The 25,655-nt window shown below is 31.9% G+C and carries 24 protein-coding genes; 3 read left to right on the top strand and 21 right to left on the bottom strand.

Annotated features, from left to right (window positions below; translation table 11 throughout):
- Positions 1–126: 126 nt before the first annotated feature.
- The 14 genes from tcuC to LW133_RS04180 form a co-directional block, all read right to left on the bottom strand.
- Entirely contained in the window at positions 127–1,392 is a 1,266-nt protein-coding gene (gene tcuC, locus LW133_RS04245; protein ID WP_233076984.1) for a tricarballylate/proton symporter TcuC, read from the bottom strand.
- Between the two features lie 580 nt (positions 1,393–1,972).
- On the bottom strand, positions 1,973–3,241 hold the full coding sequence (locus LW133_RS04240; protein WP_233076983.1) for a homoserine dehydrogenase: 1,269 nt from the start codon (positions 3,239–3,241) through the stop codon (positions 1,973–1,975).
- A gap of 11 nt (positions 3,242–3,252) precedes the next feature.
- Positions 3,253–4,305, bottom strand: coding sequence for a microcin C ABC transporter permease YejB (locus LW133_RS04235; protein WP_233076982.1), 1,053 nt, complete (start codon positions 4,303–4,305; stop codon positions 3,253–3,255).
- Complete coding sequence (locus tag LW133_RS04230) at positions 4,305–6,074, bottom strand: extracellular solute-binding protein (RefSeq protein ID WP_233077015.1); 1,770 nt, start codon at positions 6,072–6,074, stop codon at positions 4,305–4,307. Before LW133_RS04230 ends, LW133_RS04235 begins: the two co-directional genes overlap by 1 nt.
- Before the next feature lie 5 nt (positions 6,075–6,079).
- Complete coding sequence (gene surE / locus LW133_RS04225) at positions 6,080–6,862, bottom strand: 5'/3'-nucleotidase SurE (protein WP_233076981.1); 783 nt, start codon at positions 6,860–6,862, stop codon at positions 6,080–6,082.
- Complete coding sequence (locus LW133_RS04220; protein WP_233076980.1) at positions 6,859–7,725, bottom strand: polyprenyl synthetase family protein; 867 nt, start codon at positions 7,723–7,725, stop codon at positions 6,859–6,861. Before LW133_RS04220 ends, surE begins: the two co-directional genes overlap by 4 nt.
- A 3-nt stretch (positions 7,726–7,728) precedes the next feature.
- Positions 7,729–8,769 carry a DUF7488 domain-containing protein gene (locus LW133_RS04215; protein ID WP_233076979.1) on the bottom strand — a complete coding sequence of 347 codons (1,041 nt, stop codon included), beginning with the start codon at positions 8,767–8,769 and terminating at the stop codon, positions 7,729–7,731.
- Positions 8,769–9,065: a YbaB/EbfC family nucleoid-associated protein gene (locus tag LW133_RS04210; protein ID WP_233036478.1), complete on the bottom strand. Its 297-nt coding sequence runs from the start codon at positions 9,063–9,065 to the stop codon at positions 8,769–8,771. The genes LW133_RS04215 and LW133_RS04210 overlap by 1 nt, the downstream gene beginning before the upstream one ends.
- 11 nt (positions 9,066–9,076) lie before the next feature.
- Positions 9,077–9,439: an aspartate 1-decarboxylase gene (panD, locus tag LW133_RS04205; RefSeq protein ID WP_233076978.1), complete on the bottom strand. Its 363-nt coding sequence runs from the start codon at positions 9,437–9,439 to the stop codon at positions 9,077–9,079.
- A gap of 7 nt (positions 9,440–9,446) precedes the next feature.
- Complete coding sequence (locus LW133_RS04200) at positions 9,447–11,063, bottom strand: hypothetical protein (protein WP_233076977.1); 1,617 nt, start codon at positions 11,061–11,063, stop codon at positions 9,447–9,449.
- The gene (locus LW133_RS04195; protein ID WP_233076976.1) at positions 11,053–11,598 is read right to left on the bottom strand and encodes a HyaD/HybD family hydrogenase maturation endopeptidase; all 546 of its coding nucleotides are present in this window, start codon (positions 11,596–11,598) and stop codon (positions 11,053–11,055) included. Before LW133_RS04195 ends, LW133_RS04200 begins: the two co-directional genes overlap by 11 nt.
- Positions 11,599–12,282, bottom strand: coding sequence for a Ni/Fe-hydrogenase, b-type cytochrome subunit (gene cybH / locus LW133_RS04190; protein WP_233076975.1), 684 nt, complete (start codon positions 12,280–12,282; stop codon positions 11,599–11,601). It lies immediately after the preceding gene.
- 9 nt (positions 12,283–12,291) lie between these two features.
- Positions 12,292–14,028, bottom strand: coding sequence for a nickel-dependent hydrogenase large subunit (locus tag LW133_RS04185; protein WP_233076974.1), 1,737 nt, complete (start codon positions 14,026–14,028; stop codon positions 12,292–12,294).
- 16 nt (positions 14,029–14,044) lie between these two features.
- Positions 14,045–15,193, bottom strand: a complete 1,149-nt coding sequence (locus LW133_RS04180; RefSeq protein WP_233076973.1) for a hydrogenase small subunit — start codon at positions 15,191–15,193, stop codon at positions 14,045–14,047.
- Positions 15,194–15,468: 275 nt separating this feature from the next.
- On the opposite strand from LW133_RS04180, the gene LW133_RS04175 reads away from it, so the two are divergent.
- The gene (locus LW133_RS04175; RefSeq protein WP_408610459.1) at positions 15,469–17,148 is read left to right on the top strand and encodes an OmpP1/FadL family transporter; all 1,680 of its coding nucleotides are present in this window, start codon (positions 15,469–15,471) and stop codon (positions 17,146–17,148) included.
- A gap of 8 nt (positions 17,149–17,156) precedes the next feature.
- Positions 17,157–18,146: a UDP-N-acetylglucosamine 4,6-dehydratase (inverting) gene (gene pseB, locus LW133_RS04170; protein ID WP_233076967.1), complete on the top strand. Its 990-nt coding sequence runs from the start codon at positions 17,157–17,159 to the stop codon at positions 18,144–18,146.
- Between the two features lie 225 nt (positions 18,147–18,371).
- Here pseB and LW133_RS04165 read toward each other — a convergent pair whose 3' ends face one another.
- Genes LW133_RS04165 through rplI form a run of 5 tightly spaced genes read right to left on the bottom strand, consistent with a single transcriptional unit; the run spans position 18,372 to position 22,617 of the window.
- Positions 18,372–19,367 (bottom strand): L,D-transpeptidase Cds6 family protein, encoded by a 996-nt coding sequence (locus LW133_RS04165; RefSeq protein ID WP_233076957.1) that lies wholly within the window; start codon positions 19,365–19,367, stop codon positions 18,372–18,374.
- A gap of 18 nt (positions 19,368–19,385) precedes the next feature.
- Positions 19,386–20,285 (bottom strand): GTPase Era, encoded by a 900-nt coding sequence (gene era, locus LW133_RS04160; protein WP_233076955.1) that lies wholly within the window; start codon positions 20,283–20,285, stop codon positions 19,386–19,388.
- Entirely contained in the window at positions 20,285–21,613 is a 1,329-nt protein-coding gene (hslU, locus tag LW133_RS04155; protein ID WP_233076945.1) for an HslU--HslV peptidase ATPase subunit, read from the bottom strand. The genes era and hslU overlap by 1 nt, the downstream gene beginning before the upstream one ends.
- Entirely contained in the window at positions 21,610–22,155 is a 546-nt protein-coding gene (gene hslV, locus LW133_RS04150) for an ATP-dependent protease subunit HslV (protein WP_233076943.1), read from the bottom strand. Before hslV ends, hslU begins: the two co-directional genes overlap by 4 nt.
- Positions 22,156–22,170: 15 nt before the next feature.
- Positions 22,171–22,617, bottom strand: a complete 447-nt coding sequence (rplI, locus tag LW133_RS04145) for a 50S ribosomal protein L9 (RefSeq protein ID WP_233076941.1) — start codon at positions 22,615–22,617, stop codon at positions 22,171–22,173.
- Between the two features lie 60 nt (positions 22,618–22,677).
- Between rplI and LW133_RS04140 the strand changes: the two genes are divergently transcribed.
- Positions 22,678–23,319, top strand: coding sequence for a M48 family metallopeptidase (locus LW133_RS04140; RefSeq protein ID WP_233076939.1), 642 nt, complete (start codon positions 22,678–22,680; stop codon positions 23,317–23,319).
- Positions 23,320–23,328: 9 nt separating this feature from the next.
- Here LW133_RS04140 and LW133_RS04135 read toward each other — a convergent pair whose 3' ends face one another.
- Together LW133_RS04135 and LW133_RS04130 are read right to left on the bottom strand one after the other, a co-directional pair.
- Positions 23,329–24,420, bottom strand: a complete 1,092-nt coding sequence (locus LW133_RS04135) for a tetratricopeptide repeat protein (RefSeq protein WP_332908892.1) — start codon at positions 24,418–24,420, stop codon at positions 23,329–23,331.
- Between the two features lie 55 nt (positions 24,421–24,475).
- A complete protein-coding gene (locus tag LW133_RS04130; RefSeq protein ID WP_233076937.1) occupies positions 24,476–25,654 on the bottom strand; it encodes a tetrahydrodipicolinate N-succinyltransferase N-terminal domain-containing protein in 1,179 nt (392 codons plus the stop codon).
- Position 25,655 lies beyond the last annotated feature (1 nt).

The raw sequence follows: 25,655 nt of genomic DNA, 5'->3' as shown, positions 1-25,655 counted from the left end.
CACTTTTAAATCAAAAAATAAAACTAAGAAATATGATAAAAATCAATAATTTAAAGAGACATTACCAAACAAATAACTTATTAAAACCCAATAATCACACAACCTCCTCAAAAGGAGGTAAAGAAATTAAGAAATCTTTTTGCGGATAATTAAAACGGCAACAAATGAAATACATGCAACACAGGTTAACCAGATTCCAGGAATTGCACGATTTTGCGTAACCTCAATTAAAAAAGTGGAGACTGCTGGCGTAAGTCCACCAAAAACCGCCACAGCTACAGAATAAGAGAATGAGAAGCCCATTGCCTTTACAGAAGATGGCATAATCTCTGACAAAGTTACTGTCATGGTGCCATTCCATACACCGTAAACAAGACTTAAGGCTAGTTCTACAAGAATTAAATTTGTAAAACTAATATTATTTGTAAGATAAATAAGCAAAGGATATGAAATAAATATCCCTAGCAATGAAGCAGTAAATAAGACTTTTTTTCTCCCAATACGATCGCTCATATAACCAGATACAAGAAGCCAAAATAAATTACTAAGAGAAATAATCACTGTAACTCCAAAACTCTCTATTCTTGAAAAATTTAAAACTTCTTTTGCATAAGTAGGAGTATAGACAGAAATAAAATAATAAAATACTGTTGTAGTCATAACCAACATAATTCCAACAATAATAGTTCCAAAATTTTGAAAAACATTTTTTAATAACGCACCAAAAGTTTTTTTAATTTGATGTGCTTGATTTTTAGCAAACTCTGGTGTCTCTTCAAGAGTTCTACGAATATAAAAAATAAATGGTATAACCAGACAGCCAATAAAAAATGGTATTCTCCAACCCCAACTCTCCATCATCGCGTCACTAAAATAATAATGTAAAATAACACCAATACCAGTAGCAAACGCTGTTGCAATTTGTTGACTTCCACTTTGCCAAGCAACAAAAAATCCTTTTAACCCTTTTGGCGCAATCTCTGAAAGATATATACTCACTCCTCCAAGTTCTGCTCCTGCACTAAATCCTTGTATCAATCTTCCAATCAAAACAATAATTGGTGCAATAATGCCAATCTGCTCATAACTAGGACAAAAGGCAATACTAATAGTTCCAATAGACATTAATCCTAGAGTCATAATAAGCCCTTTTTTTCTCCCAAATTTGTCAATATATCCACCAAGCACAATTGCTCCAATAGGACGCATAAAAGCCCCTGCTGCAAAAACACCAAAAGCATAAACAATAGAGATAAAATGATTTTCATTAGGAAAAAATACTTTAGCAATTATAGAAGCATAAAGTCCAAAAATCATATAATCATACATTTCTAAAAAATTACCGCTACCAACTTGAAAAATTTGTTTTGCATATTTTATAAAGTTTTTCATTTCTTCTCCAATAGATAATTCCTCAATAGTATCAATTTTTATTATAAAAAAGAAAAAAATATTTTATTAATTATAATTATTTTTTATCTTGAGTTAAAAAGTTACATTTAAAATTATATTTATAATTAAATACGTTACTATAATTCCTTATATACTTGCTAAAAATAAAAAAAAACATGGGCCAATTACCACAAACCTTAATATTTATTAAAAATAATAAAGATGTAAATATATAGATTTTTATTATTCTTTATTTTTTACAAGACCAAGAAAATGTAAAGATTTTTAAGATTTTCATATAAGCGCTATCTTTAGTGCTTACACAAGTGCAAATAAAATCAAAATAAATTCTACTAAATATTTTTTATTTCTTCCTAGCTTTAAAAATTCACTGTGATTGTTAATTATTTGTAATTTTTTGAGTTTAAAAATAGTTTTTTGTTTTAGAAATCAAGATAAAAATTATCATTTTTTCTTTTTTTGCCTACTTTTTGCTTAATACACATACAAGGAAAATAAAATAATACCACCCCTTCCTAAAGACCTTAAGCATACAGCAAACATCAATTATTAATAAAAATTACTTAAAATCTTCAATTCTTATAAAAAACGATTCCTCAACAATAAACTCCTGCTGATCAATTTTCTGCAGAGCAAGAACTATATCTGCTTCCAAACTAATATGAGTAATAATACACAATCTAACAATCTCATCTTTTGCCTGCTTTTGTAAAAACATCTCAACAGAAATATTATTCTCGCTCAAAATTCCCGCAATTTTTGTCAAAACCCCTACACGATCAAAAGCACTCATTCTTAAATAATAACGACTTTGAATACAACCTTTGTCCCTAAGCTTCAAAGAAAAATGATCTTTTTCAAAGCCAAGCATTGCAGAATTTTTACCTCTAGCAATCTCAATTAAATCACTAATCACAGCACTAGCAGTTGCATCTCCCCCCGCACCAGCACCATAATACAATGTTTCACCTACACAATCTCCAATTACACTAATAGCATTCATTACCCCATCTACTTTTGCAAGCATTTTATTTTCATCAATGAGAACAGGGTGTACTCTCAACTCCACTTCATTATGAACTTTTTTTGCAATTCCCAAAAGTTTGATCACAAATCCAAAATCTTGTGCAAAAACAATATCATCTCCGTGAATTTTCGTAATTCCTTCAATAATAATCTCTTCTGGTTTTGCATTGATACCATACGCCAAAGATGCAAGTATTAAAAGCTTATGTCCTGCATCTTGACCATTAATATCCAAACTAGGATCTGCTTCAGCATATCCTAGATTCTGTGCACTCTTTAGCGCAGCTTCAAAACTAATTTTTTGTTGACTCATTTGTGAAAGAATATAGTTACTCGTACCATTTAAAATCCCTCGCAAAGAAAGAATATGATTTGCGCTTAATCCATCTTTAAGAGCCTTAATAATAGGGATACCTCCACATACACTTGCCTCAAAACCAATAAAGTTATCTTTTGCAATCTGTTCAAGCTCATAGCGATAATAAGCAAGCATTGCTTTATTTGCAGTTACCAAACTCTTATTACTTTTTAAAACCTTTTTAGCAATTCTATACGCATCATCAACACCACCCATTAATTCCACAACAATTTGCACATTAGGATCATTAATCAATGCATCTTCATCAGTATCCAGAGATAAAACTACATCACGAGCTTTAGAGATATTCTTAACCACTCCTCTTTTGACTACAAGTTTTGCACCAATTCTTGCACTAATAATCTCTTCATTTTCTCGTAAAATCTTTACAACACTACTTCCTACGACACCCACCCCAATAATGCCTACTCCAATCTCTTTCACTTTACCTACCTTTAGTTTTTATTAAAATGAATGCGTGGATCCACCACAACATATAAAATATCACTAATCAGACTTGCAAGCAACCCAAGCAATGTAAAAATATACAATGTCCCAAATACAACAGGATAATCACGATGTAATAGGCTATCATACCCTAAAAGTCCTAATCCATCAAGACTAAACAATATCTCAATTAATAAAGATCCCGAAAAAAACATTCCTAAAAATACCACCGGAAATGAAGAAATTACAAGCAACATCGCATTTCTAAAAATATGTTTATATAAAATTTTTTGCTCCCCAACACCCTTAATTCTTAAATAAGTTACATAATATTTCTGCATCTCATCTAAAAAAGAATTTTTCACTAATAAAACCAATGTTGCAAATCCTCCAATACTAAGACATGTAACCGGTAAAACTAAATGCCATAAATAATCTTTTATTTTTCCCCAAGTACTTAACTCTGCAAAATTATCACTTACCAAGCCCCTTAAAGGGAAAAGATCCCAATAATTTCCACTAGCAAATAATACAATCAGCAAGATTCCAAATAAAAACACAGGAATAGCATTTGCAAAAATAATCAAAACACTACTTAAAATATCCCATCTACCACCATCTCTATATGCCTTAAAAATCCCCAAAGGAATCCCTAAAAGATAAACAATCAATGTGCTAAAAACCCCAAGACTTATAGAGACAGGCATTTTTTCCTTAATAAGATCAATTACACTAATTTGACGATAATAACTTCTACCAAAATCAAATTGCAAATAATTTTTAAGCATTAAAACATAACGCTCTAAAATAGGCTTATCAAACCCATACATTTTTTTAATCTCTTCTAAAGCTTCTGCATCAACTCCACTAGCACCACGATAAGCACCAATTTTTGCACTAGAATTATGTACTTCTGTTTGATTTTGCAAAGAATCAATTTTATTTATCATTTGCTCAACCGGCCCTCCAGGAGAAAGTTGAATAATAAAAAAATTAATACTTAAGATTCCAAAAAGTGTGGGGAAGATTAGCAGTAAACGCTTGAAGATATAAGAATACATCACTCCTCCATCCACCAAGTATTAGGATCAACTCCATATTGAGGTAAAATTTTTGGCATCATAATTTTTTTAGCATATGCAATACGATATGAAGGTAAATAAAAATGTGGAATCACATAAAAACCCCAAGAAAGAACACGATCTAACACCCTGGTAATAATAATTTGCTCTTGATTATCTTTTGCATTAATTAATCTTTTAATCAAATCATCAATCATTTCATCTTTGATTCCAGAATAATTACGACTCCCTGGCATATCTGCGCTCTTACTCCCCCAATAATACATTTGCTCATTACCTGGAAAAAGTGATTGTCCAATCACACCAACAATCATGTCATAATCAAAGTTCCTCACCAAATTTGCATAACGCGAAGAATCTACCACTTCAATTTGCATATCAATCCCCAAAATCTCCAAGTTTTTTGCAAAACTCAAAGCCAGTCTCTCAAAAGCAGGATTATTTAAAGTCAAGGTAAAAACAAAAGGTTTTCCCGTCTTTATATTCACTAGTTTAAAATCCTTAATTTCATATCCTGCTTTTTTTAATAAATCTCTTGCATATTTAAGATTTTCTCTTTTATTCTCACCTATCTTTTTTGCTCCATCTGTCCTTGGTATTACAAAAGCCTCTTTTAGTAAGCGAGGATATTTCTTATCTAGAATCTGCATATAAGGCTCTAGCACCTTTTTTTCATCTTCGCTAATGATGTTTTGCATAGCATAAACAGAATTATCAAAATAACTTAGTGTTCTTTGATATTGAGAAAAAAATAAATTTTTATTGCTCCATTCCCCATCAAAGGCATATAATAATGCTTCTCGCACTAAGGGGTTTTTAAAAACCTCTCTCCTAGTATTCATAAAAAACCCTTGCATACCGCTAGGAAATCCATTTTTTAACATAACTTTTTTTATCTTTTCTTCTTTAATAAGCCTACCTGTATATCCGCGTGCCCAAAGTTTTGCTGTACTCTCTAAACGCCAATCATAATCCCCCTTTAAAAATGCCTTAAGTGCCACACTTTCATCTTTATAATATTCATAAACTATAAAATCAAAATTATACATTCCCCTTACTACAGGTAGATTCTTAGCCCAATAATTCTTATTGCGCTCATAAGTAATTTTTTTACCTATATCAAAAGATGCAATAAAATAAGGACCACTACCTAGCGGTTTTTGTAAAACATCTTTATCAAATTCATGATTTTTTCCATAAAAATGTTTAGGTAAAATTTGCAATTGTCCCAAAATTAGCGGTAATTCACGATTTTTATTAGTTTTAAAAATAAATTTTATAGTTTGTTTGTCTAAAATTATCGCCTCTTTGACATCTGCATAATATTGCCGAAAAATTACAGAACCTTTTTCTCTTAAAATATCAAAACTAAATTTCACATCTTCTGCACTCACAGGCACACCATCATGAAATCTTGCTAAAGGGTTAATATGAAAAGTCACAGAATAAAAATCCTTTGCTACCTGGACATCATCTGCCAATAATCCATACTGACTATAAGGCTCATCAAGGCTTTGCACCATCAAAGTATCATACAAAAGTTCCAAACCTTGTGCGGGATTACCTTGCAATAAAAATGGATTAAGACTATCAAAACTCCCCAATGCATAATTTCTAAACACCCCACCTTTTTTGGCATCAGGATTAACATATTCAAAGTGCTTTAAAGAAGGATATTTTACCTTTCCATCTAACGAAAGAAAAGGGTTAGCAAAAAATTGCCCTAAAAAAAGACAAATAATAAGGATTTTTTTCACTCACCTAGCCACCCTTCTAGCATTGCTATATCTTCATAACTTGTAAGATTTAAAGTAATAGGTGTAATAGAAACATACCCTTCTTTTGTTGCAGCAAAATCTGAAGACACTCCTCCTCGCTCACGCCATGCTAATGGTTGCAAACCTAACCAATAATACTCATTGCCCCTAGGATCCCTATTTAAATGTGCATTATTTGTATAAAGCCGATATCCCTTTTGAGTGATTTTATACCCCTTAAATTTTTCTATACCAATCTGAGGTACATTAACATTTAATAATTTTCTATCTCCCAAAGGAAAGGAGTTGTTAAAAATTTTTTCTACCAATTCTCTAATTACTTTTTTAGCAAGTGCAAAATCAAATTCACTAGAGAGATTTTTATCTCGCATAACTTGTGAAATAGCAATTGATGGAACCCCTTGTATTACCCCTTCCATAGCTCCTGCAAGCGTTCCTGAATAGGTTGTATCTTCTCCCATATTTGAACCCAAATTAATTCCTGAAATCACTAAATCAGGTTTTTTACCATCTTTATAAATTGCATTTAATGCCAAATAAACACAATCCGTGGGACCACCATCATCAAGCTTATAAAAATCATCATCTACTTTAATAAACTTCAAAGGTTGCGTAAGACATAAACCATGTCCACAAGCAGATTTTTCTCTTGCGGGTGCCACAATTAATACTTGAGCAATATCACTCAAAGCCTCTTTTAATGCTAATAATCCATTAGAATCAAACCCATCATCATTTGTTAATAATATTTTTTTCATATTTCATCCTTAAAATACTTCTTCAAAAGCCATTGAAGATTTTGTTGCAATTTTTCTGGAAATTTTTCCATTTCTTGCAAAAGTGTTTCTTTTAATCTCTTCAGCTCATCTCTAGCACCATCAAGTCCCAATAAATTCACATAACTATTTTTATAGGAATCATTTTGTGTCGTTTTACCTGCTTCTTCTTGTGTATGTACGCAATCAATAATATCATCACGCACTTGAAAAAATATTCCCAAAGTAATCCCAAAATTATAAAGATTATGCAAACTTTTTTGATCTAAATTTACAACTAATCCACCCATATACAAACTTGTTGCAATAAGTTTTGCAGTCTTATTAAGATGAATAAGATAAAGTTTTTCCAAAGGTAGTTTTTGATTCTCAAAATAACAATCCATTGCCTGCCCTATAATCATCCCCCCTACTCCACCATTTGTACTCAAAACCTCAATCATTTTAAGTTTATTTTCAGGACTTAGTCTTGCTTGTGTAAGAAGATAAAAACTAAAAGTATTTAAACCATCGCCCACTAAAGTAGCTGTAGTAATATCATAAGTTTTATGCAAAGTAGGATGACCTCTTCTTAAATCTGCGTTGTCCATACAAGGTAAATCATCATGTATTAAAGAATAAGTATGCAAACATTCCAAAGCTAGTGCTGGTAAAAAAGCATTTTTTAATAACACAGGAGCATAAGATTCTACAACTGCTAAAAGCAAAGCAGGTCTAAACCTTTTACCGCCATTTAAAAGCATCTCCCAAAATGCCTTTTGAAAATAAGGATGAAATCCTTCAAAATCAAGAGGATAATTCTGCAAAAACTCTTCAAAATCTTTTAATACCTTTTCATAATCCATTTTTCACCTCGGATAAACTTTTAGATAAAATTGAAAACCATTGCGATCTACTAATAATTCTATAAAACCATGCTTTAAAAATGCACGCATCAATAACTCACGCACATTATAAAAAAAATCACCTTCTAAATCAAAAGGTGAAATTTTGTCAATCCAAACAATCTTATCTCCCACATTTAATTTTTCTAAACCATTTTTTAAATTATCATTTGCGCGTATAATTTTTAGATTTTTATTAATTTTTATCCCTTGGCTTTCAAAAAAGCTATCTTGCAATAAAAACCCACCATATCTCTGACCTACATTAACTACAAAAGATTTTGTAATATTTTTTTGTCCTTTTTTACGCTCCACCAAAATCTCTACAGGTTTATCAAATATAAGATTTACAATACTCCATTCTAAATTTACATTTTTAAGCAATGCTTGCTTCCCAATTTTTATAATTCTATCTCCGGGTAAAAAGGGATTGTTTGGAAAAAATGGGTCAATTTGTATAATCTCCCTTCCTTGTATCCTTACTCCAATATCACCATAATAAGGCTTATCTTGTGATAAAAAACGCTCGATATAAGGCTTGGTTACAAAATCTCCATTTTCTGTAGTAATCCCATAAATTTGATAGCAAATATTACTAACAACTTGATTCGCACCCATAGATTTATCTCTAAGCTTTGCAAAATCTAATAATCCATTTTGTTTTCTTATAATTTTAGTAGGTATTTTTTCTTGATGATTTAACACACTTACTTCAATTTCAAAGGCTGTTTGATCAATATTGCGTAATAAATAACCTCGAATATTCTTATCAGATTCTATGAGATAAAGCCCTATAAAAGGATCATGCTTAATAATTTTTTTATCACGCAAAGGAGCAAATGAATGTATAATAAAATAAGTTTTGTTTTTGTAAAAGATAGGAACTGCATAAATATTTTTATTAAATTTTAAAGTTATTTCTTCATAACGCTTTTGACAATAAGAAAAATCATACCCTTGTGCTAAATACACAAAAAATAAAAAATAGCAAAGAACTCTATGCATTAAAACAGCTTTACATCACCAAATAAATTCATCGCCATGCTCTTTCTACCCTCATCGACATTTTTATAAACATCATTTAAGGCACTCATTAATAAAATCTGCAAAGATTCTTTATCTTCTAGCAAACTATCATCAATACTCAAATCAATTAATTCTCCAGCACCATTCATGGTTACACTCACTAATCCTCCAGCACTTTTTGCTGTATAAATATTACTCTTTGTTTTCTCTTCTAGATCATTTACACTTTTTTGCATATTACCTAGCAAATCTTTTAAACCTTGTGCATCAAACATTTCTATATCCTTTATATTTTATGATGTATTGCAGAAATTGCATTATTTTCATCAACTAAAACAATCTTTGGTTTATAATCCTTAAGCTCTTTAAAATCATAGCTTGCGTAAGCCACTATAATCACAACATCTCCGATTGCCACCTTTCTTGCAGCTGCACCATTTAAACAAATTTCTCCTTTTTTCTGACCAATAATCACATAAGTAGCAAAACGCTCTCCATTATTAACATTTAAAATCTCTACTTTCATCCCCTCTAACAATCCTGCTGCATCAGCAAGTTCTCTATCTATAGTGATAGAGCCAACATAATTTAAATTTGCATCACTCACCCTAGCACGATGAATTTTACTATAAAGCATCTCTACTTGCATATTAACCTCAATTATAATAATCCAAATAGCCTTTCTTCGGCAAAACCAAATAAATATTTTTTGGAATGTAATGCAAAATCTTATCTAAAAAAATCTTTTCTTCCAACAAACTTCCAAAAATTAACACATTTTGCAAAGAAAAATTCACACAAAGATCTTGAATAAAATTACCAAAAAATTCTCCCATAGAATCTAAAATTCCATAACTTAGCGTTGCCTCATCTACTCCAGCAAGCAAAAAACTCATTACAGAACGCAGAATCTTTGGATAGTCTAATTTTAGATTTTGTTGTTCATCTTTAACAATCTTGTAATCAATCCTAGGTCCCCTATCTCTTACATATTTTCTCGCATGATTTAAAATACTTTCAGAATCAATATTAAATTCCTTATCATATTGCGCAATAAATGCTACAACACTCAAAAACTGAAAAATATTTGATGTTTTTTTATATTCTTCATTAAAAATTTCTATACGATCTTTTGTATCCTTAAAAACTTGGTAGAAATTTTTAAGTAACTTTTCTCCATCCTTATATGCCAAAATATCCTGCAATACAAGTTTTGGATTTAATTCAAAACTAAAGTTTAGTGCGCTTTGGTATTCCCCATTCTCTCCTATCCAAAATAGCGTAGGATTTTTCTTACTAAGACATACAATAAGATGTTTTTGATTCTGAATTTTTTTATTTGAGAAAGACTTCCTCAATTCTTTTTGATGTGCTTTGATAATACTAAAAGGATTTCCTTGAACTTTTTGTGTATCTAAAATTATACCACTTTGTGAAACCACAATATTTTGTGCAGGAGATACACCTTTTTTTTGATGATAAGACAACACTGCTTCTTTATCACTACTTAAAATATATGCATAATGTATGCCTTGTTGCAAAAGCATACCACCCAAAGCACTCAAAAACAAATCATAAGGTAACATACACCAAAATATACGATCACCTAAATTCTCTCTAAAAATATCCTTAGGATTTAATGCGATAATAGGTTTTTCATAGCTAGCTAAAGATTGCACTTGTAAAGCTTCTGTACTCATGTAAGTTTTTAGATTTTCTATATCCCAAAAAATTAACTCCGCATTTTTTTCCTGTGAGGCATTAAGGCTTAAAATCTTCTTCCCCCTTGTAGTCTCTAAAACCAATTCCTCTGTAAGTAGTTTTTTTACACAATCATGTAAAACTTCTTGAAATGCCTCAAAAGTATCAATCTCTTGATTTTGGTACTTTAAATGAGTAAGCCAATCAAACACTATTTTTAAGGAATTTATATTTCCAGTTTCTTTAATCAGCTTAGCATCAAAAATATTTTCCTCATAAAAATTATCAATATTTTTTTTAAATTCCACTCCCTCTATTTCTTCTAGTTCTTTCAATTCTTCAAAACTAAAATTAATCGACAAAGGAATACTTTGTGAAATTTTTTCGGCAAAATCTATCATTTCTTTTTTTGATGCTTGGATATAAAAACTATAAAACGCATAATCACTTGCATTTTCCTCAAGTTTCTCTGCATGCAGTAAATCAGCTTGTTTTACATGAAAATAAAGAATATTCTTTAAAATATCAAAACCATCGATGTATAAAATTGTAAATTTAAATTCATAAATCATCAACGCCCCTAAATGAATGATTAGCAATAACTTGCAAATCAATATTCTTTATTTTTTCATACTTAACTTCATGTTTTTTAAAAAAATCTAAAACTACTTGTTCCATCACTTTTACCCCCTGCAAGATTTCTTGACTAAGCATAAAAGTTGTATCCTCTCCAATTATATAAGGTACAATTCCCACAATATATACTGGAGGTAAATCCCCCATTGCCTCCACTAGGCGTAATGTTTGCAACATCTCCACTTCATGCGCACTCCCAGCCCAAGTAATTATATTAGGAATTTGAGTAAATGAAAAATGATATACATCACCAACTTTTGCCCCATCAACACTCACACAATCAAGTATCAACACTTCATCATACTCCACAATAACAGGAATTAAAGATTGTGCCAATGTCCCCCCATCGATAAAATCCACTTGATGCTGGGTGTATAACTTATAATTTACCTTAAAGTAATTACAAAGATGCACCCCTATTCCCTCATCACCAAAAAGAATATTACCTACGCCTAAAACCAAAATTTTCATTTATTTTTTACTATCTTCTTTGTGATATCTAACACCACTTACAATACCATCTACACCACCATTAGGATATTTAATAGAATTCCATACTGCCATATAAATATGCACAGGAATAAAAAGTATAAATGCCCAAGTAGCTAGATGATGAATCACCCTCACATTTGCCAAACCACCACACATAACTTCAACCCATTTAAAGTAATGTTCCAAAATACCCCCTAGCCCATTATGATAAACATTTATATATAATGCTATACCTGTAACAGAAACAATCAAAACCAAAACAGCAAGTCCAAAATACACAACAAGCTGCAAAGGGTTATAAGCCCCTTTAATATGTGGATGCCTACTAATCCAAAGATAAGAGCCTATTACACCTAACCAAATTTTAGGTTTATAAAATTGACAAAAAGACCTACGCTCTGGTGCGCTCTTTTTATCAAAAATAAAAAGATAGAGTCGAAAAATAGAAATACCAATTAATAAAAACCCTAAAATCAAATGAATACTTCTTGTATATCCTTGCAAAAATCCTGTTGGTGTTGCATTAAAATTTGGTTGCAAAAAAGGATAGGCTATATAAAATCCCGTAAAAATTAATCCAAAAATAGAAAAAGCCCTGATCCAGTGAAATGCTCTTACAAATCCAGAAAACTCTTCTTCTGCAAAAAAAGTTGATGCCTTCATGTTCACTCCTTAAATTTTTGCAAAATTTGGCTCTACTTTATACTCACCAAGTGCATTCCCTTTTGTATCCATCATGTGTACAGAGCACGCAATACAAGGGTCAAAAGAGTGGATTGTTCTTATAATTTCCAAAGGTCGAGTAAGATCTTCAATCTTTGTTCCAATAAGACTCATTTCATAAGGTCCTTTTTGTCCTTTATGATCCCTTGGTCCTGCATTCCAAGTAGATGGCACTACAGCTTGATAATTTTCCACAACACCATCTTTTATTTTCACCCAATGACTCAACATTCCTCTAGGAACATTGCCAATATACCTACCTTGATATACTTTATTTTTATCAATTACATAAGGTGCGCAAGTAGTCTGATCAGATTTAAGATTTTCAATTAAAGTATCTAATGCCTTCATTCCATGTTTACAAATCACCACAGACTCAATACATCTTGCCGCAGTTCTTCCAAGCGTGCTAAAAAGTGCTGCTATAGGCAATCCACTATCTTTTAAAAATTTTGTTGCAACTGGTGTAATATAAGGATTTTTTGCTGCCAATCCCACAACAATTGTTGCCAAAGGTCCAACCTCCATTGGCATATCATCATATCGCGGCGATTTAATCCAGGAATATTTCCCCTTAAGATCCAATAATTTAGTATCAATCATCTTACCATCAGGACCTAGGCTTTGTCCATCTTTAAAGCCTGTGTGATATGGATTTGTCTGACCTGAGTAAGGATGTAATGCTACTTCTTGTGTATTCTCATATTTGTACCAAGAATTTGTCACTTCTTCTTTAATAAGCTCTTCATCAATTGCATGCACTTTAGAGAGATCTCCATCTAAAACCACTCCTGTACTAAAAAGATATTCATTAATCCCGATTTGCATTTCAGAATGAGAAATAAAATTCTTAAGATTACAGCCTTTTAATACAGATTGTTCATTATTAAACATTTTTGCTGCCATTACAACATCAGGATAATATGCATAATTAATAAATTCTGAAACCATTTCAAACTTTGCTTTCCACTCACCAATTCTTGAAGGATCTAAAATATCCATAACAGCAGTAATTCCACCAACAGTCAAGCTTTGTGGATGCGGTTGTTTTGCACCAAAAATTGCCATCATTTTTGCAATTTCTCTTTGCACTTCCAATAATTTCAAATAATGTGATAAAACAATAAGATTTTGCTCTGGTGTAAAATGATAAGTCTTGTGCCCCCAATATGCATTATTGAATGGACCCAATGCACCTTGTTTTACAAAATCTGCCACTCTTTTTTGCACTCTTTTTAGCTCATCTTCCCCTGTATTTATTGGATATTCTGTATGTTTAAATGCTTCTTTAGCAGCCTTTCTTGGATCTGCTTTGAGTGCTGAGGTAATATCACACCAATCAAGTCCGTGTAATGTATAAAAATGTACCACATGATCATGTAAAAACAAAGAAATATTCATCAAGCTTCTCACCATTTGTGCATTTAATGGAGGAGTAATTCCTAATGCATCTTCTACTGCCATAATCCCTGCTTTATAGTGGCTATAAGTGCAAACTCCACAAATTCTTTGCGCAATAAATCCGGCGTCCCTAGGATCTCTACCCTTAATAATTGTTTCCAATCCTCTAAAAAGTGTTGATGAAGAAAAAGCATCTGTAATTACATTATTTTCATCAACAATTACTTCAATTCTTAAATGCCCCTCAATTCTTGTGATAGGATCTACTACAATTCTTTTTGTCATTTTTTCTCCTTTGTTTTTATTTGTTTTTAGCTACACCAGAGATTAACGCATGTGCTGCAATACCAATTGCTGTTGCAGATAAAATCACCATCCCCGCTGTATCAGCTGTCTTGTCGGCTCCAAAACCATTAAACGCAGTATGATAAAGTTTATTACCTAAAGGCTCTTCAAACGGACTCATTGTATCCCAAAAATTTGGCTCACTACACCCTATACAACCATGTCCCGCTTGAATTGGCCAACTTGTATGAGAATTAAAGCGTAGTTTAGAACAATTATTAAAAGTATAAGGTCCCTTACACCCCACCTTGTAAAGACAAAATCCTTTTTGTGCATTTTCATCTCCAAAATGTTGCACAAACTCGCCTGCATCAAAATGTCCTCTCCTTTCACATAAATCATGGATTCTATTACCATATGCCCATTTTGGTCTATTAAATGCATCTAAAGCAGGTAATGCTCCAAACATAATAAAATAAAGCACATTACCTACAATATTTTTTTCACTAGGAGGACAGCCAGGGACATTAATTACAGGCTTTGTGATAATTTTACTCAAAGGTTCTGCAGCAGTTGGATTAGGGTATGCAGCTTGCACGCCACCAAAGCTAGAACAAGTTCCAATCGCAAAAATTGCTGCCGCATTTTCTGCTGCATCTCTACATGCTTGCGCACCTGTTTTACCATGTGCACCAATTGTCAAATAATACTCAATTGTAGGTATTCCTCCCTCTACCATAAGAATATAATTTCCCTGATGTTTTTTAATTGCATTTTCTAGATTCTGCTCTGCTTGATAGCCAGCCGCCGCCATAATTGTTTCGTGATATTCTAAATTAATGACATCAAAAATAATAGAATCAATACTTGGATCCTCTGTACGCAACAAGCTCTCGCTACATCCTGTACACTCAGCCATGTGCAACCAAATTACTGGGAGTCTGTTTGCAACTTCAGCTGCCTTAGCAGTCAGTGGAGCAAAAGATGCAGGAAGTGCCAATGTTGTTGTCATCATTCCCGCCCATTTTACAAAATCCCTACGATCTATACCTTTTTTACTCAACTCCTCATAAATATCTTTTTTATCTTCTTTACATACGGGAAGTTTTGCTAACAAATCCAATCGTTTCGAAATCTTATCAAATAACTTCTTGTTATCTCTCATTGCATTCCTTTCTTTGTTAAGTTTATTTAGTATGGCACAATTTTATTTTACAGTAATATTGATGCAAAAGCTATTTTTTTACTATTTAATTTTAAGATTTTTTTATTTTTACTCTAAGAGGACGACTTTATTTAATATATTTTGCATACAAAACACTTATTTTGTAATAATTTAAAAATTAAAAAAATCAATTAATGTTTCTCAAATCTGTTTTAATAAACTAATATTGTTATATTTCATTACTTTATTTTTTAGTATAATTACAGCTAAAAACAATAAAACCAAGGATTTATTTGCCCAAAAAAATATCTTTTTATTTTCTACTTTTCTTTCATATTTCTTATGCTGGCGGATTTAAAGTACAAGAGCAATCTCTTAATGGCACTGCACTAAATTCTGCTTATGTTGCGGGAGCTAGAGGAGCAGATGCAAGTTATTATAACCCCGCTAATATGGGATTTAGCAATGACTGGGGAGAAAATAAAAGCGAATTTGAACTTGCCACTTCTTTGTTGCAAATTCCTGGTTTTGATTTTCAAGTGCCTACAACAAACCAAGGTCTATATTCCCAAACAAACATCAAGTATCAGGACACTTCAAAAAAATGTGATTGGTGGAATTTTGTCTGTCTAGGAGCGCTTGCTGCGGTAAATGCCTTTGCTCCAAAACAAGTAGATATTGAGCACTCCAAACCTGATTCTCAAATTGTTAATGGCTCCACAGGAACAACAAATTTTATTCTTCCAAAATTCTTTTATAAAAGTCGCACAAAAAGTGGCTTTACCTTTGGTGCAAGCTTTGTGGCAAGTTCAGGTCTTGCGATGCAATGGAAAGACAAGGGGGGAGAATTTTTACAAGATGTTTTTATTATGATGGTGGAATTCTCTCCATCTCTAAGCTATACCATTAAGGATCGTTTTTCTATCGGTATAGGTCCTAGAATCATGTATGCGATGGGAAGTTTTAACAATGTTGTTTATGTCCCCATGCAATGGAAAAATGGTCAAAAACCTAGCGGTACAAGCCCAACTTGTACAGATCCTAAAAACTCTTGTATTGCATTAACAGGCGCAGATCTAGATGCAATTGGAATTGATAATATTCCAAGCGAATTGATGAATGAAAGTGCAAAAGATGCCTTAAAAGCTGTTATTAAATTAGGTATCTTTAATAATCTTGATGATATTGTAGATACTTCCACCACTACAATGCATGGAACTACAAAAGTTTATCAAAAATCAGAAGGCAAGGATCTTTCAGCAGGATATCGCATAAGCGCTAGTCTTAGAGTATTTGACAATGGTATGTTTTCAGTAGTTTATAATTCCTCAGTTCCTTTTAATATGCAAGGTACACTAGAAGCTACAAGCTATGTAGGCGGTGCTATGGGAAATGTACTCACGAAAACAAACTTAAATATCGCAGTAAATATGCCTGAGATTCTTACACTTTCTTATGCTCATGATTTTTTTAATCATAGACTAAGGGTTGAAGGGGTTTATGAACGCACTTTTTGGGCAAAAGGACCAAACTTCCTAGTAACACCAGATTTTGAAAATGCGGAATATATCGGACTTAGTGGCATGGTAAAACATTTTACTTCCGAAAAACTCAAAAGCATGGTAGGATTGGCAGATTTTTCTGGGGTGAGCAATATGGGTGCAGGTTGGAGAGATACAAATACTTTTAGACTGGGAATAACCTATCAAGAAAAAAATTTCCGCCTTATGGGTAGTGTTGCTTATGATGAAGCCCCAAGTCCACAAGATAAAATAGGAATTCCTGATTCCAATGGCTATATGTTTGCTCTAGGTGGAAAATATAAATTCAGAGATTTTGTTTTAGGATTAGCTTATTCTCTCACCATTAAAGATAATCGCACAAGCCTTTATCAACAAGCAGCAAATCTTGGGCAATTTAGAATCCTCACAGCAAGTTTGGAATATCACTGGTAAGGAAAGAGATGTTAGATAATAAAACTATTTTAATTACAGGTGGAACTGGTAGTTTTGGAAAAAAATTTGTAGAAACTATTTTAAGGGATTTTGATCCTAAAAAAATTATTATTTATAGTCGTGATGAACTCAAGCAATATGAAATGGCACAAAATTTCAATCATAAATGTATGCGATATTTTATTGGCGATGTTAGAGATAAAGAAAGATTAAAATCTGCATTAAATGGAGTTGATATTTGTATTCATGCCGCAGCTCTAAAACATGTCCCTATCGCAGAATACAATCCTATGGAATGCATCAAAACAAATATAGAAGGGGCAAGCAATATTATTGATGCTTGTCTTTACAATAATGTATCCCACATCATTGCACTAAGCACTGATAAGGCTGCAAATCCCATCAATCTTTATGGTGCTACAAAACTTTGTAGTGATAAACTTTTTATCGCTGCCAATAATATCAAGGGAAAAACTCAATCTAAATTCAGTGTTGTAAGATATGGCAATGTTGTGGGTAGTCGCGGTAGTGTTGTGCCATTTTTTCAAAAACTAAAAAATGATGGAGCAAAAGAACTTCCAATTACTGATGAACGCATGACAAGATTTTGGATTACACTACAACAGGGGGTGGATTTTGTTATTAAAAATCTCAAAAGAATGCATGGTGGTGAAATTTTTGTTCCCAAGATTCCTAGTATGAGGATTATGGATTTGGCAAAAGCAATTGCTCCGACACTAAATACCAAAATCATTGGAATTAGGCCTGGAGAAAAACTTCATGAAATCATGATACCAAAAGACGATTCTCATCTTTGTATAGAATTTGAAGATTTTTTTATTCTTACACCAACAATCCAGTTTCAAACTCCAATAGATTACACTATTACGCAAATTAATGAAAAGGGTAAAAAAGTAGCAGAAGAATTTGAATATAGCAGCAATACTAATACGCAATGGTTAGACAATCAATCTCTTTTAAAATTGCTAAATTCCTAACTCTATACCATAAAAAGAGCTTTTTTAAAAATAGTAATCTCTAATTTTTATGCAAAAGTTTATAAATCACGCAATAGTTATACCTAAACACAGAAATCATGAGTTATATTCTATAATCTAGTTTAAATATAAAAAAAACATAACCCCATAAAACTTTAATCAAAATTTAAAAAATAAAAGAAATGAGAAATCAACTCCAATTGAAATACCATAGATCTTAAAAAATTATTTTTCAATCATAATTAATGGAGAATTATTTTTAATCTCTACATACAATTCCTTAGAATCATTAGAAGTATATGTAACCGCTTTATTTTTATAGGCCTTATAATGCTGTATAAAACTCACTCTAAAAAGTTTTTTATTTTCAACATTAGGATAAGGAGAAATATCTATATAAGAAAAAGAAATATGCTTGTCTTCTTTTTTCGCAAAAATGCGTGTCTTATATTCTGAAAAACGCTTTAGTGCCATGCCATCAGACTTTCTAAATCCAGCATCATAAAAACTTAAATATGTCTTAATATCATTATTGCTCCAAGCTTCTTTCCATCGATAAAGCATCGCCAATATTGCTGCCAAATCGCTCTTTTCAACTTTAGGAAAGGAATTTTCATAAGAAATCAGTAGCGTTTTCTCATAATTAATCGTTTTATTAAAATCATGTATGATATTATTTTCTACTGCGATACATCCCTTGGTATTTTTTTCTTCTCGATTTCCATTGAGTGGTAGACCATGAAGCCAAATTCCAGAACCTGTACGCTTTAATATTCGATCATATATATTTGGATAATTAGTTACAAACGCCATGGGACCATAGTATTGATCAAGTTTATCTAAACGATCTACAAAACTATATACACCAATGGGTGTAATCTTATCTCCTTCAATTTTTTTGGCACCTTCACCAATACCTACAATAGTACTTACTTTATTAAGCTGAGTTAAATGACCATTTTCAATCCTATAAAGAAATAGTTCTGTAGTATTCTTATCAGACAAAAACAAAAAATGCGTACCTTCATAATATCCAAAATCTGTATCTTGATTTTGCAATGCCTCTAACCAAAATTTTTCTTTGGTCAACATTTTTTCTAATATTTTTTGTGTAGATTCAATTCCGTGATAACGATAATTCTGAATAATTTCAGTCAAATTGTTTTCTATACCAACCCCCAATGCACTTGCCACTAAGACTGAAAAAATTTTTTTTATCATTAACACTTCCTCTTATTATTAATCAATATCATAGCCAAAAAACTTTAGCTTATCCTTCTCTTTACTCCAAGATTTGTGAACAAAAACATTTAATTGAAGAAAAACTTTTTTTTGAATAAGGTGCTCAATTTTTTCTCTAGCACTCTTCCCGATTCTCTTAATCGTATTTGCATTACTACCAATTACCATGGATTTTTGGCTTTCCTTTTCAACAAAAATTTTAGCAAAAATTTTTTCTATTTTATCACTTTCTATAACTTTTTCCACGACAACATCACTCTCATAAGGAAGCTCGTCACTAAGATTATTAAAAACACTCTCGCGTATCAATTCTTTATAAATATCTCTTAACTTTAGATCTGTCAAATCTTCAGAATCAAACAAAAAAGGTGCATAAGGCAAGGAAGTATGTATCGTTTTTAAAAGTTGATGAAAATTCTCATCTTTTTTTGCGCTCATTGGAAAAATTGCTAAAAATTTATCCTGATATTTTTGGTATAAAGCAATTTTTGCTAAAATTTTTTCCTGAGAAAGCAAATCTATTTTATTCAATAAAACAACATGGGGCTTATTTTCATTGAAATGCAAAAATTCCTCGTAGCCTTCAAGAGTATCTGTAGCACTAGCGATGAATAAAATTATATCACTTTCTTGATGAACCCTTAAAGCTTCTTTAAGCATAAATTGATTTAAAAGTTTTTCTTGATAATCTAATCCGGGAGTATCAACAAAAATAATCTGCCCCATCTCACCACTAGCAATATCCTCAAAAGGAACAATAAAATTCATTCTTTTTCTAGTTGCATTAACCTTATGTGAAACTAAAGCAATATTTTGTCCTACAATTTTATTTAAAAATGTACTTTTGCCTGCATTAGGCTTGCCAATCACTCCAACAAAGCCACATTTTGTTTTCATTAAAGAATGTATCTCGCTAAATCTGTATTTTCTACAAGATTTTCTAATTTTTCTTGAACAAGCTCCTTGCTCACCCTATATTCTTTATTTTCATATAAATCTGCATCAAAGCTAATATCTTCTAACACGCGCTCAATCACAGTATGCAATCTTCTAGCCCCTATATCTTCAGCCTTCTGATTTGCATTGTAAGAAAGTTTTGCAAGTTCTCTTAAAGCCTCATCTTCAAAAACAAGATCAATAGACTCTGTTTTTAGTAAAGCTTGATATTGCTTAATAATAGAAGTTTTTGTTTGTACAAGAATTTGATACATTGTTTCCTCTTTTAGAGTGTCTAGCTCCACTCTTATGGGAAATCTACCTTGTAATTCAGGTATCAAATCACTAGGTTTACTCAAATGAAATGCTCCTGCTGCAATAAAGAGTATATGATCAGTTTTAATTGGGCCATATTTTGTATTCACTACACTACCTTCAACAATAGGCAATAAATCCCTCTGCACACCTTCCTTGCTAGGATCTTGTCTAGAGCTATTATTTCCTACCGCTACTTTATCGATTTCATCAATAAAAATAATTCCACTAGTTTCTGCTCGTCTTAAGGCTTCAGTTTTAATTTTTTCTTGATCCAGCACATATTCACTTGCTTCTTCTTGCAAAACTATTTTTGCTTCTTTGATATCCATTTCTTTTTTAATTTTTTCTTGATTCTTGCTTAAAACTTTTATAAGACTTTCTTGAACCTTAATAAGCTCAGGTGGCATTCCATGATCGCTATCCATCATTTTTTTCTGTACTTCAATTTCTATTTTGATATGATCCATCGTGCCACTTCTTACTTTTTCTTTCATTTTTTCAAAACTTAAATTATATTCTTCTTTTTTTTCCGCACTCACAGAGTCAGGCAATGGTGGCACTAACACACGAGTGATCCTATTGAGAATATATTCTTGAATCTCATTTTGTGAAACTTCTTTATATTCATTTTCCACCAAGTGTAGGCTCGCAGATACTAAATCTCTTACCATAGATTCTACATCTCTTCCCACAAAACCTACTTCTGTATATTTACTCGCTTCAACCTTAATAAATGGTAAATTCATCATCTTGGCCATTCTCCGAGCAATCTCTGTTTTTCCAACTCCAGTAGATCCTATCATAAGAATATTTTTTGGCGTTACTTCTTCACGCATTTTTTCATCAAGTAGTAATCTTCTATAGCGATTTCTCAATGCAATAGCTATAGCTTTTTTTGCATCATTTTGACCTATAATGTATTCATCAAGATATTTTACTATCTCTCTTGGGGTCATATCTTTTGTATTCATTCTAACTCCAAAATTTTAATATTAGTATTTGTGTAAATACAAATTTCTCCAGCAATATTTAATGCATTTTTTACCAAATCTCTAGGATGAATGGAAGCGAATCTATCTAATGCCCTTGCTGCACTAATTGCATAATTTCCCCCACTACCAATAGAAGCTATTTTTCCATCTTCTGGTTCCACAACATCACCATTGCCACTAAGAATAAAAATATTTTCTTTATCCAAAACTATCATCATAGCTTCAAGTTTACGCAAATACTTATCCTGTCTCCATGCCTTACTAAAATCTAATACTCCTCTTACTAAATCTCCTTTTTTATTTTCCAAAATTTTTTCAAACATGTCAAAAAGTGTAAAGGCATCAGCTGTACTTCCTGCAAAGCCACTTAATATCTTATTATTGTAAAGTTTTCTAATCTTAACTGCATTATTTTTTAAAACACAATTCCCAAAAGTAACCTGTCCATCACCACCAATAATTGCGTATTTTTTTCCTTCAAACTCCCCTTTATATCCCAGAATCGTTGTTGCTTCAAACATATCTTTTCCTAAAATTTATTGTGATACTACTTCTATTTTCAAGGTTCCATGGATTCCATTACCCAACTTTACCTCTACTTCATAATGCCCCAAACTCTTGATTGCTGTCTTAAATTCAATATCTTTTTTATTAAGCTCTAAATTATGATCTTTTTGCAAAGCCTCTATAATTTCTTCTTTGGTAATTGCGCCAAATAAAGCATTATTTGCTCCAACTTTTTTAGCAATCACCACTTCAACTTGACTAAGTGTTTGAATAAATTGTTTTTTTTCCGCAAGTTCTAGAGCTAAAATCTCCTCTTTTTTCTTCATTTCGGCTTTATATTTATTAATCACTTCATTAGTTGCATGCTTTGCCTTACCCTTGGCAATCAAAAAATTTTGCCCATATCCATCTTTTACTTCACAAACCTCTCCTTTTTTCCCCAATCCCTTAACATCTTCTAAAAGTAGCACTTTCATATTCTATTCCTACATTTTTGATATAATTTTTTAGAATTCTAGCAAATAAAAGATAAGATTATGAAACCTACAGATATAAAAATCCACCAAAACTCCAAAAGAAAAAATATTTGTCTCAAAATTACACCTGATATGGTTTTGCACCTTTATCTCCCTCTAAATTATCATAATAAAAAAATTGAAAAAATTCTTGAAGAATCCACTCCATGGATAACAAAAACAATACAAAAGCTTGCAGCACAACAAGAATCATATGCCAAAATCTTACAAAATCACAATAATGAAATTCTTGCATTTGGCACTTGGAGTAAAAAAGAAGATTATCTTACAAATCAAGATATTAAAATTGCATTATTGCAATACATAACTTCTACTATTGCGTATTATGCACCACTTATGCAAGTTACTCCTCAAAAAATTAAAATTAGAAATAATAAAAAAGTACTTGGTAGCTGTAGCTATGAAAATAATTTAAACTTTTCTATTTTATTGTTTTTTGCACCAAAATTATTAATTGATTATGTAATAATCCATGAACTTGCACACATTAAACACAAAAATCACTCAAAAGCATTTTGGGATTTTGTAGGAGAATTTTGTAAAAACTACAAAGAAAAACGCAACCAAATCAAACAAAATTTAAGATTCTATCAAATGCTTTATGAAAAATATTTCTCCCTCTCCTCTAATACTCTCCTTTAATTGGTGAAATTAGCGTCTTGGATCTTTTCCCATATTTGGTATTTTTCCTATTTTAGGATCATTAGGAAAGAAAAATGGACCTGTATTCTTCTTACTATTACCAGTTAATTGTTGTTTATAAATACGATAATTATCACATCCACGCTGATAACCTAAATTACAAGTATAACCAAACAAATCTAGTGCTCTTTGCGTATCTTGCGTCACTCCAAGTCCTTTTTGATACAACACTGCAAGGTTGTTGCAACTACTTAAATTTCCAGAGTTGCAAGCAATATTAAAATAATGAGATGCATAATAATAACTTACTGGTGCTCCACTTAATCCATTTGCATAAATCCAACCTAAATTTGCACAACCAGTAATATCCCCTGCATTACATGCAATATAATTAAGATCCACCACTGTTAATTTTGCGCGATCATAACCATATACATTATTAGTATTACTCAAAAGTCCTAAATTATAACATCCCAAATCACTACCCGCATCGCATGCAAATTTATAATACTGCAACGCTTTAAAATAATCTTTTTGTACACCATCTCCATTCGCATACATATATGCTAGATTATTACAAGCCATCACATCACCCCCTTGACAAGCTGTCATATAAAGTTGTATGGCTTTTTCCTTATCATTTGCATTAGCTTGTTCTTTGCGATCATAAATCATTGCCAAAGAAGAACAAGCACTAGGATCTCCACCAGAACATCCCATTTGATAATAACGCTCAGCTTTTTGAATATTTGTATGAATACCCACACCATTCATATACATCGTTCCAATTGCAAAACACCCTGCAGGATTGCCATTATCACAAGCTTGCGTAAAAAATCTAAAAGCAGACTTATAATCCCCTTTCTCCGCTGCTTCAATCCCAAAGCTCAAAGCATCTTTAGCGCTTTTAGGAGATGTTAGAGAATTCCCTGTAGAAGGATTATCTAATGGTATTTTTCTCTCATCAGGCTTTGGATTTGGAGCGATAGTAGGTGCTTTTGGTGCATCTTGCACGCTCATTCCCTGATTTCCATCAATAGATTGTTCATCAGCAAAACCTATACAAAAAAGCAACGCCAAAACGATAAAAAATTTTTTCATTAATCTTTCTTCCTTGAGATATCAAATTAGATCTAAAAAAGCAAAAAGCATGCCATTAATGCAAATCTTTATTCAATGTAATTTCACGATTACTCCTAAAGGCAATCATTTTTCCAGTTTTACTATCCTGTCTAAAATGAATTCCATGAACCTTAGAAAGCTCCTTACCTTTATAAAGATTATTATCTTTAATACAAAAATCTGGATTATTATCTTTAATTTTTTGTGCTTCTTCCTGTGTAATCTCAAAAATTGTACCCGCTAAAACTGCAATTCCTCCATCAACAATACAACCATCTCCAAGACTAATACCCGTAGAGCTATTTACACCCAAAAGACAATTTCTACCAATACTAATAGGCTCAGAATTTCCACCACTCAAAACCCCAAGAATACTTGCACCACCACCAATATCGCTACCCTCACCTACAATTACAGATGAAGAAATACGCCCCTCATTCATACAAGCTCCCTCCACACCAGCATTAAAATTTACATAACTAGCCCCCGGCATTTGTGTATACCCACCCCTACCAAGATAAGCACCAAATCGTGTTTTTGCAGTGTCAAGAATACGAATATTGTCATATTGTGGAATCACTTGCATTAAATAACGAGGAAATTTATCAACAAAATCAATATGCGGATATTTACCAGAAAGTTTAAGACTAATTTCATTATTACGCAAATATTCCAACTCATAAGGTTTATTACCACTCCAAGCTACATTACTCAATAAACCAAAAATTCCATCAAGACACAAACTACGAAGTGCTGCTTTACCAAGCGAAAGTGCTAAAAGTTTCATATATGCAGTTTCCACACTTTGACATTTATGATCTTCATAGAGAAAAACCAAACGAAAATCTACTTGAGCTTCTAAGGGTAATTCTAAAATTTTTTTAAGCTCTAAGAGAGTTTGAATATTTTTATGACTATTACTATCTCTAAAAGCCTCTGGTAAGAAAGGACTAAAAAGCTCTAAAGCTTTGTTAATAAAATCCAAAGTAACACTATATACCGCCTCATCCTCAGATTGAGAAATTAATTTTGCTTCATTTTTACAAGTATCAAAAACTGCATAACTCCCAAAATTTTCTTCCCAATTCAATACGGGATAAGTTGCGCACAAGACATTATTTTCTTCACCAAGATCTACTCTTGCAATCCCAAACCCTATAATTTTTTTGGCACTTTTTGCATGATCTTCCACAAATTTTTTAAAATTATTCATT

Origin of the sequence: Helicobacter anatolicus, from assembly GCF_021300615.1 — a bacterium.
GTDB lineage: Bacteria > Campylobacterota > Campylobacteria > Campylobacterales > Helicobacteraceae > Helicobacter_H > Helicobacter_H anatolicus.
The sequence above is the reverse complement of the archived record's forward strand: the minus strand, read 5'-3'. Positions and strand labels throughout refer to the sequence as shown.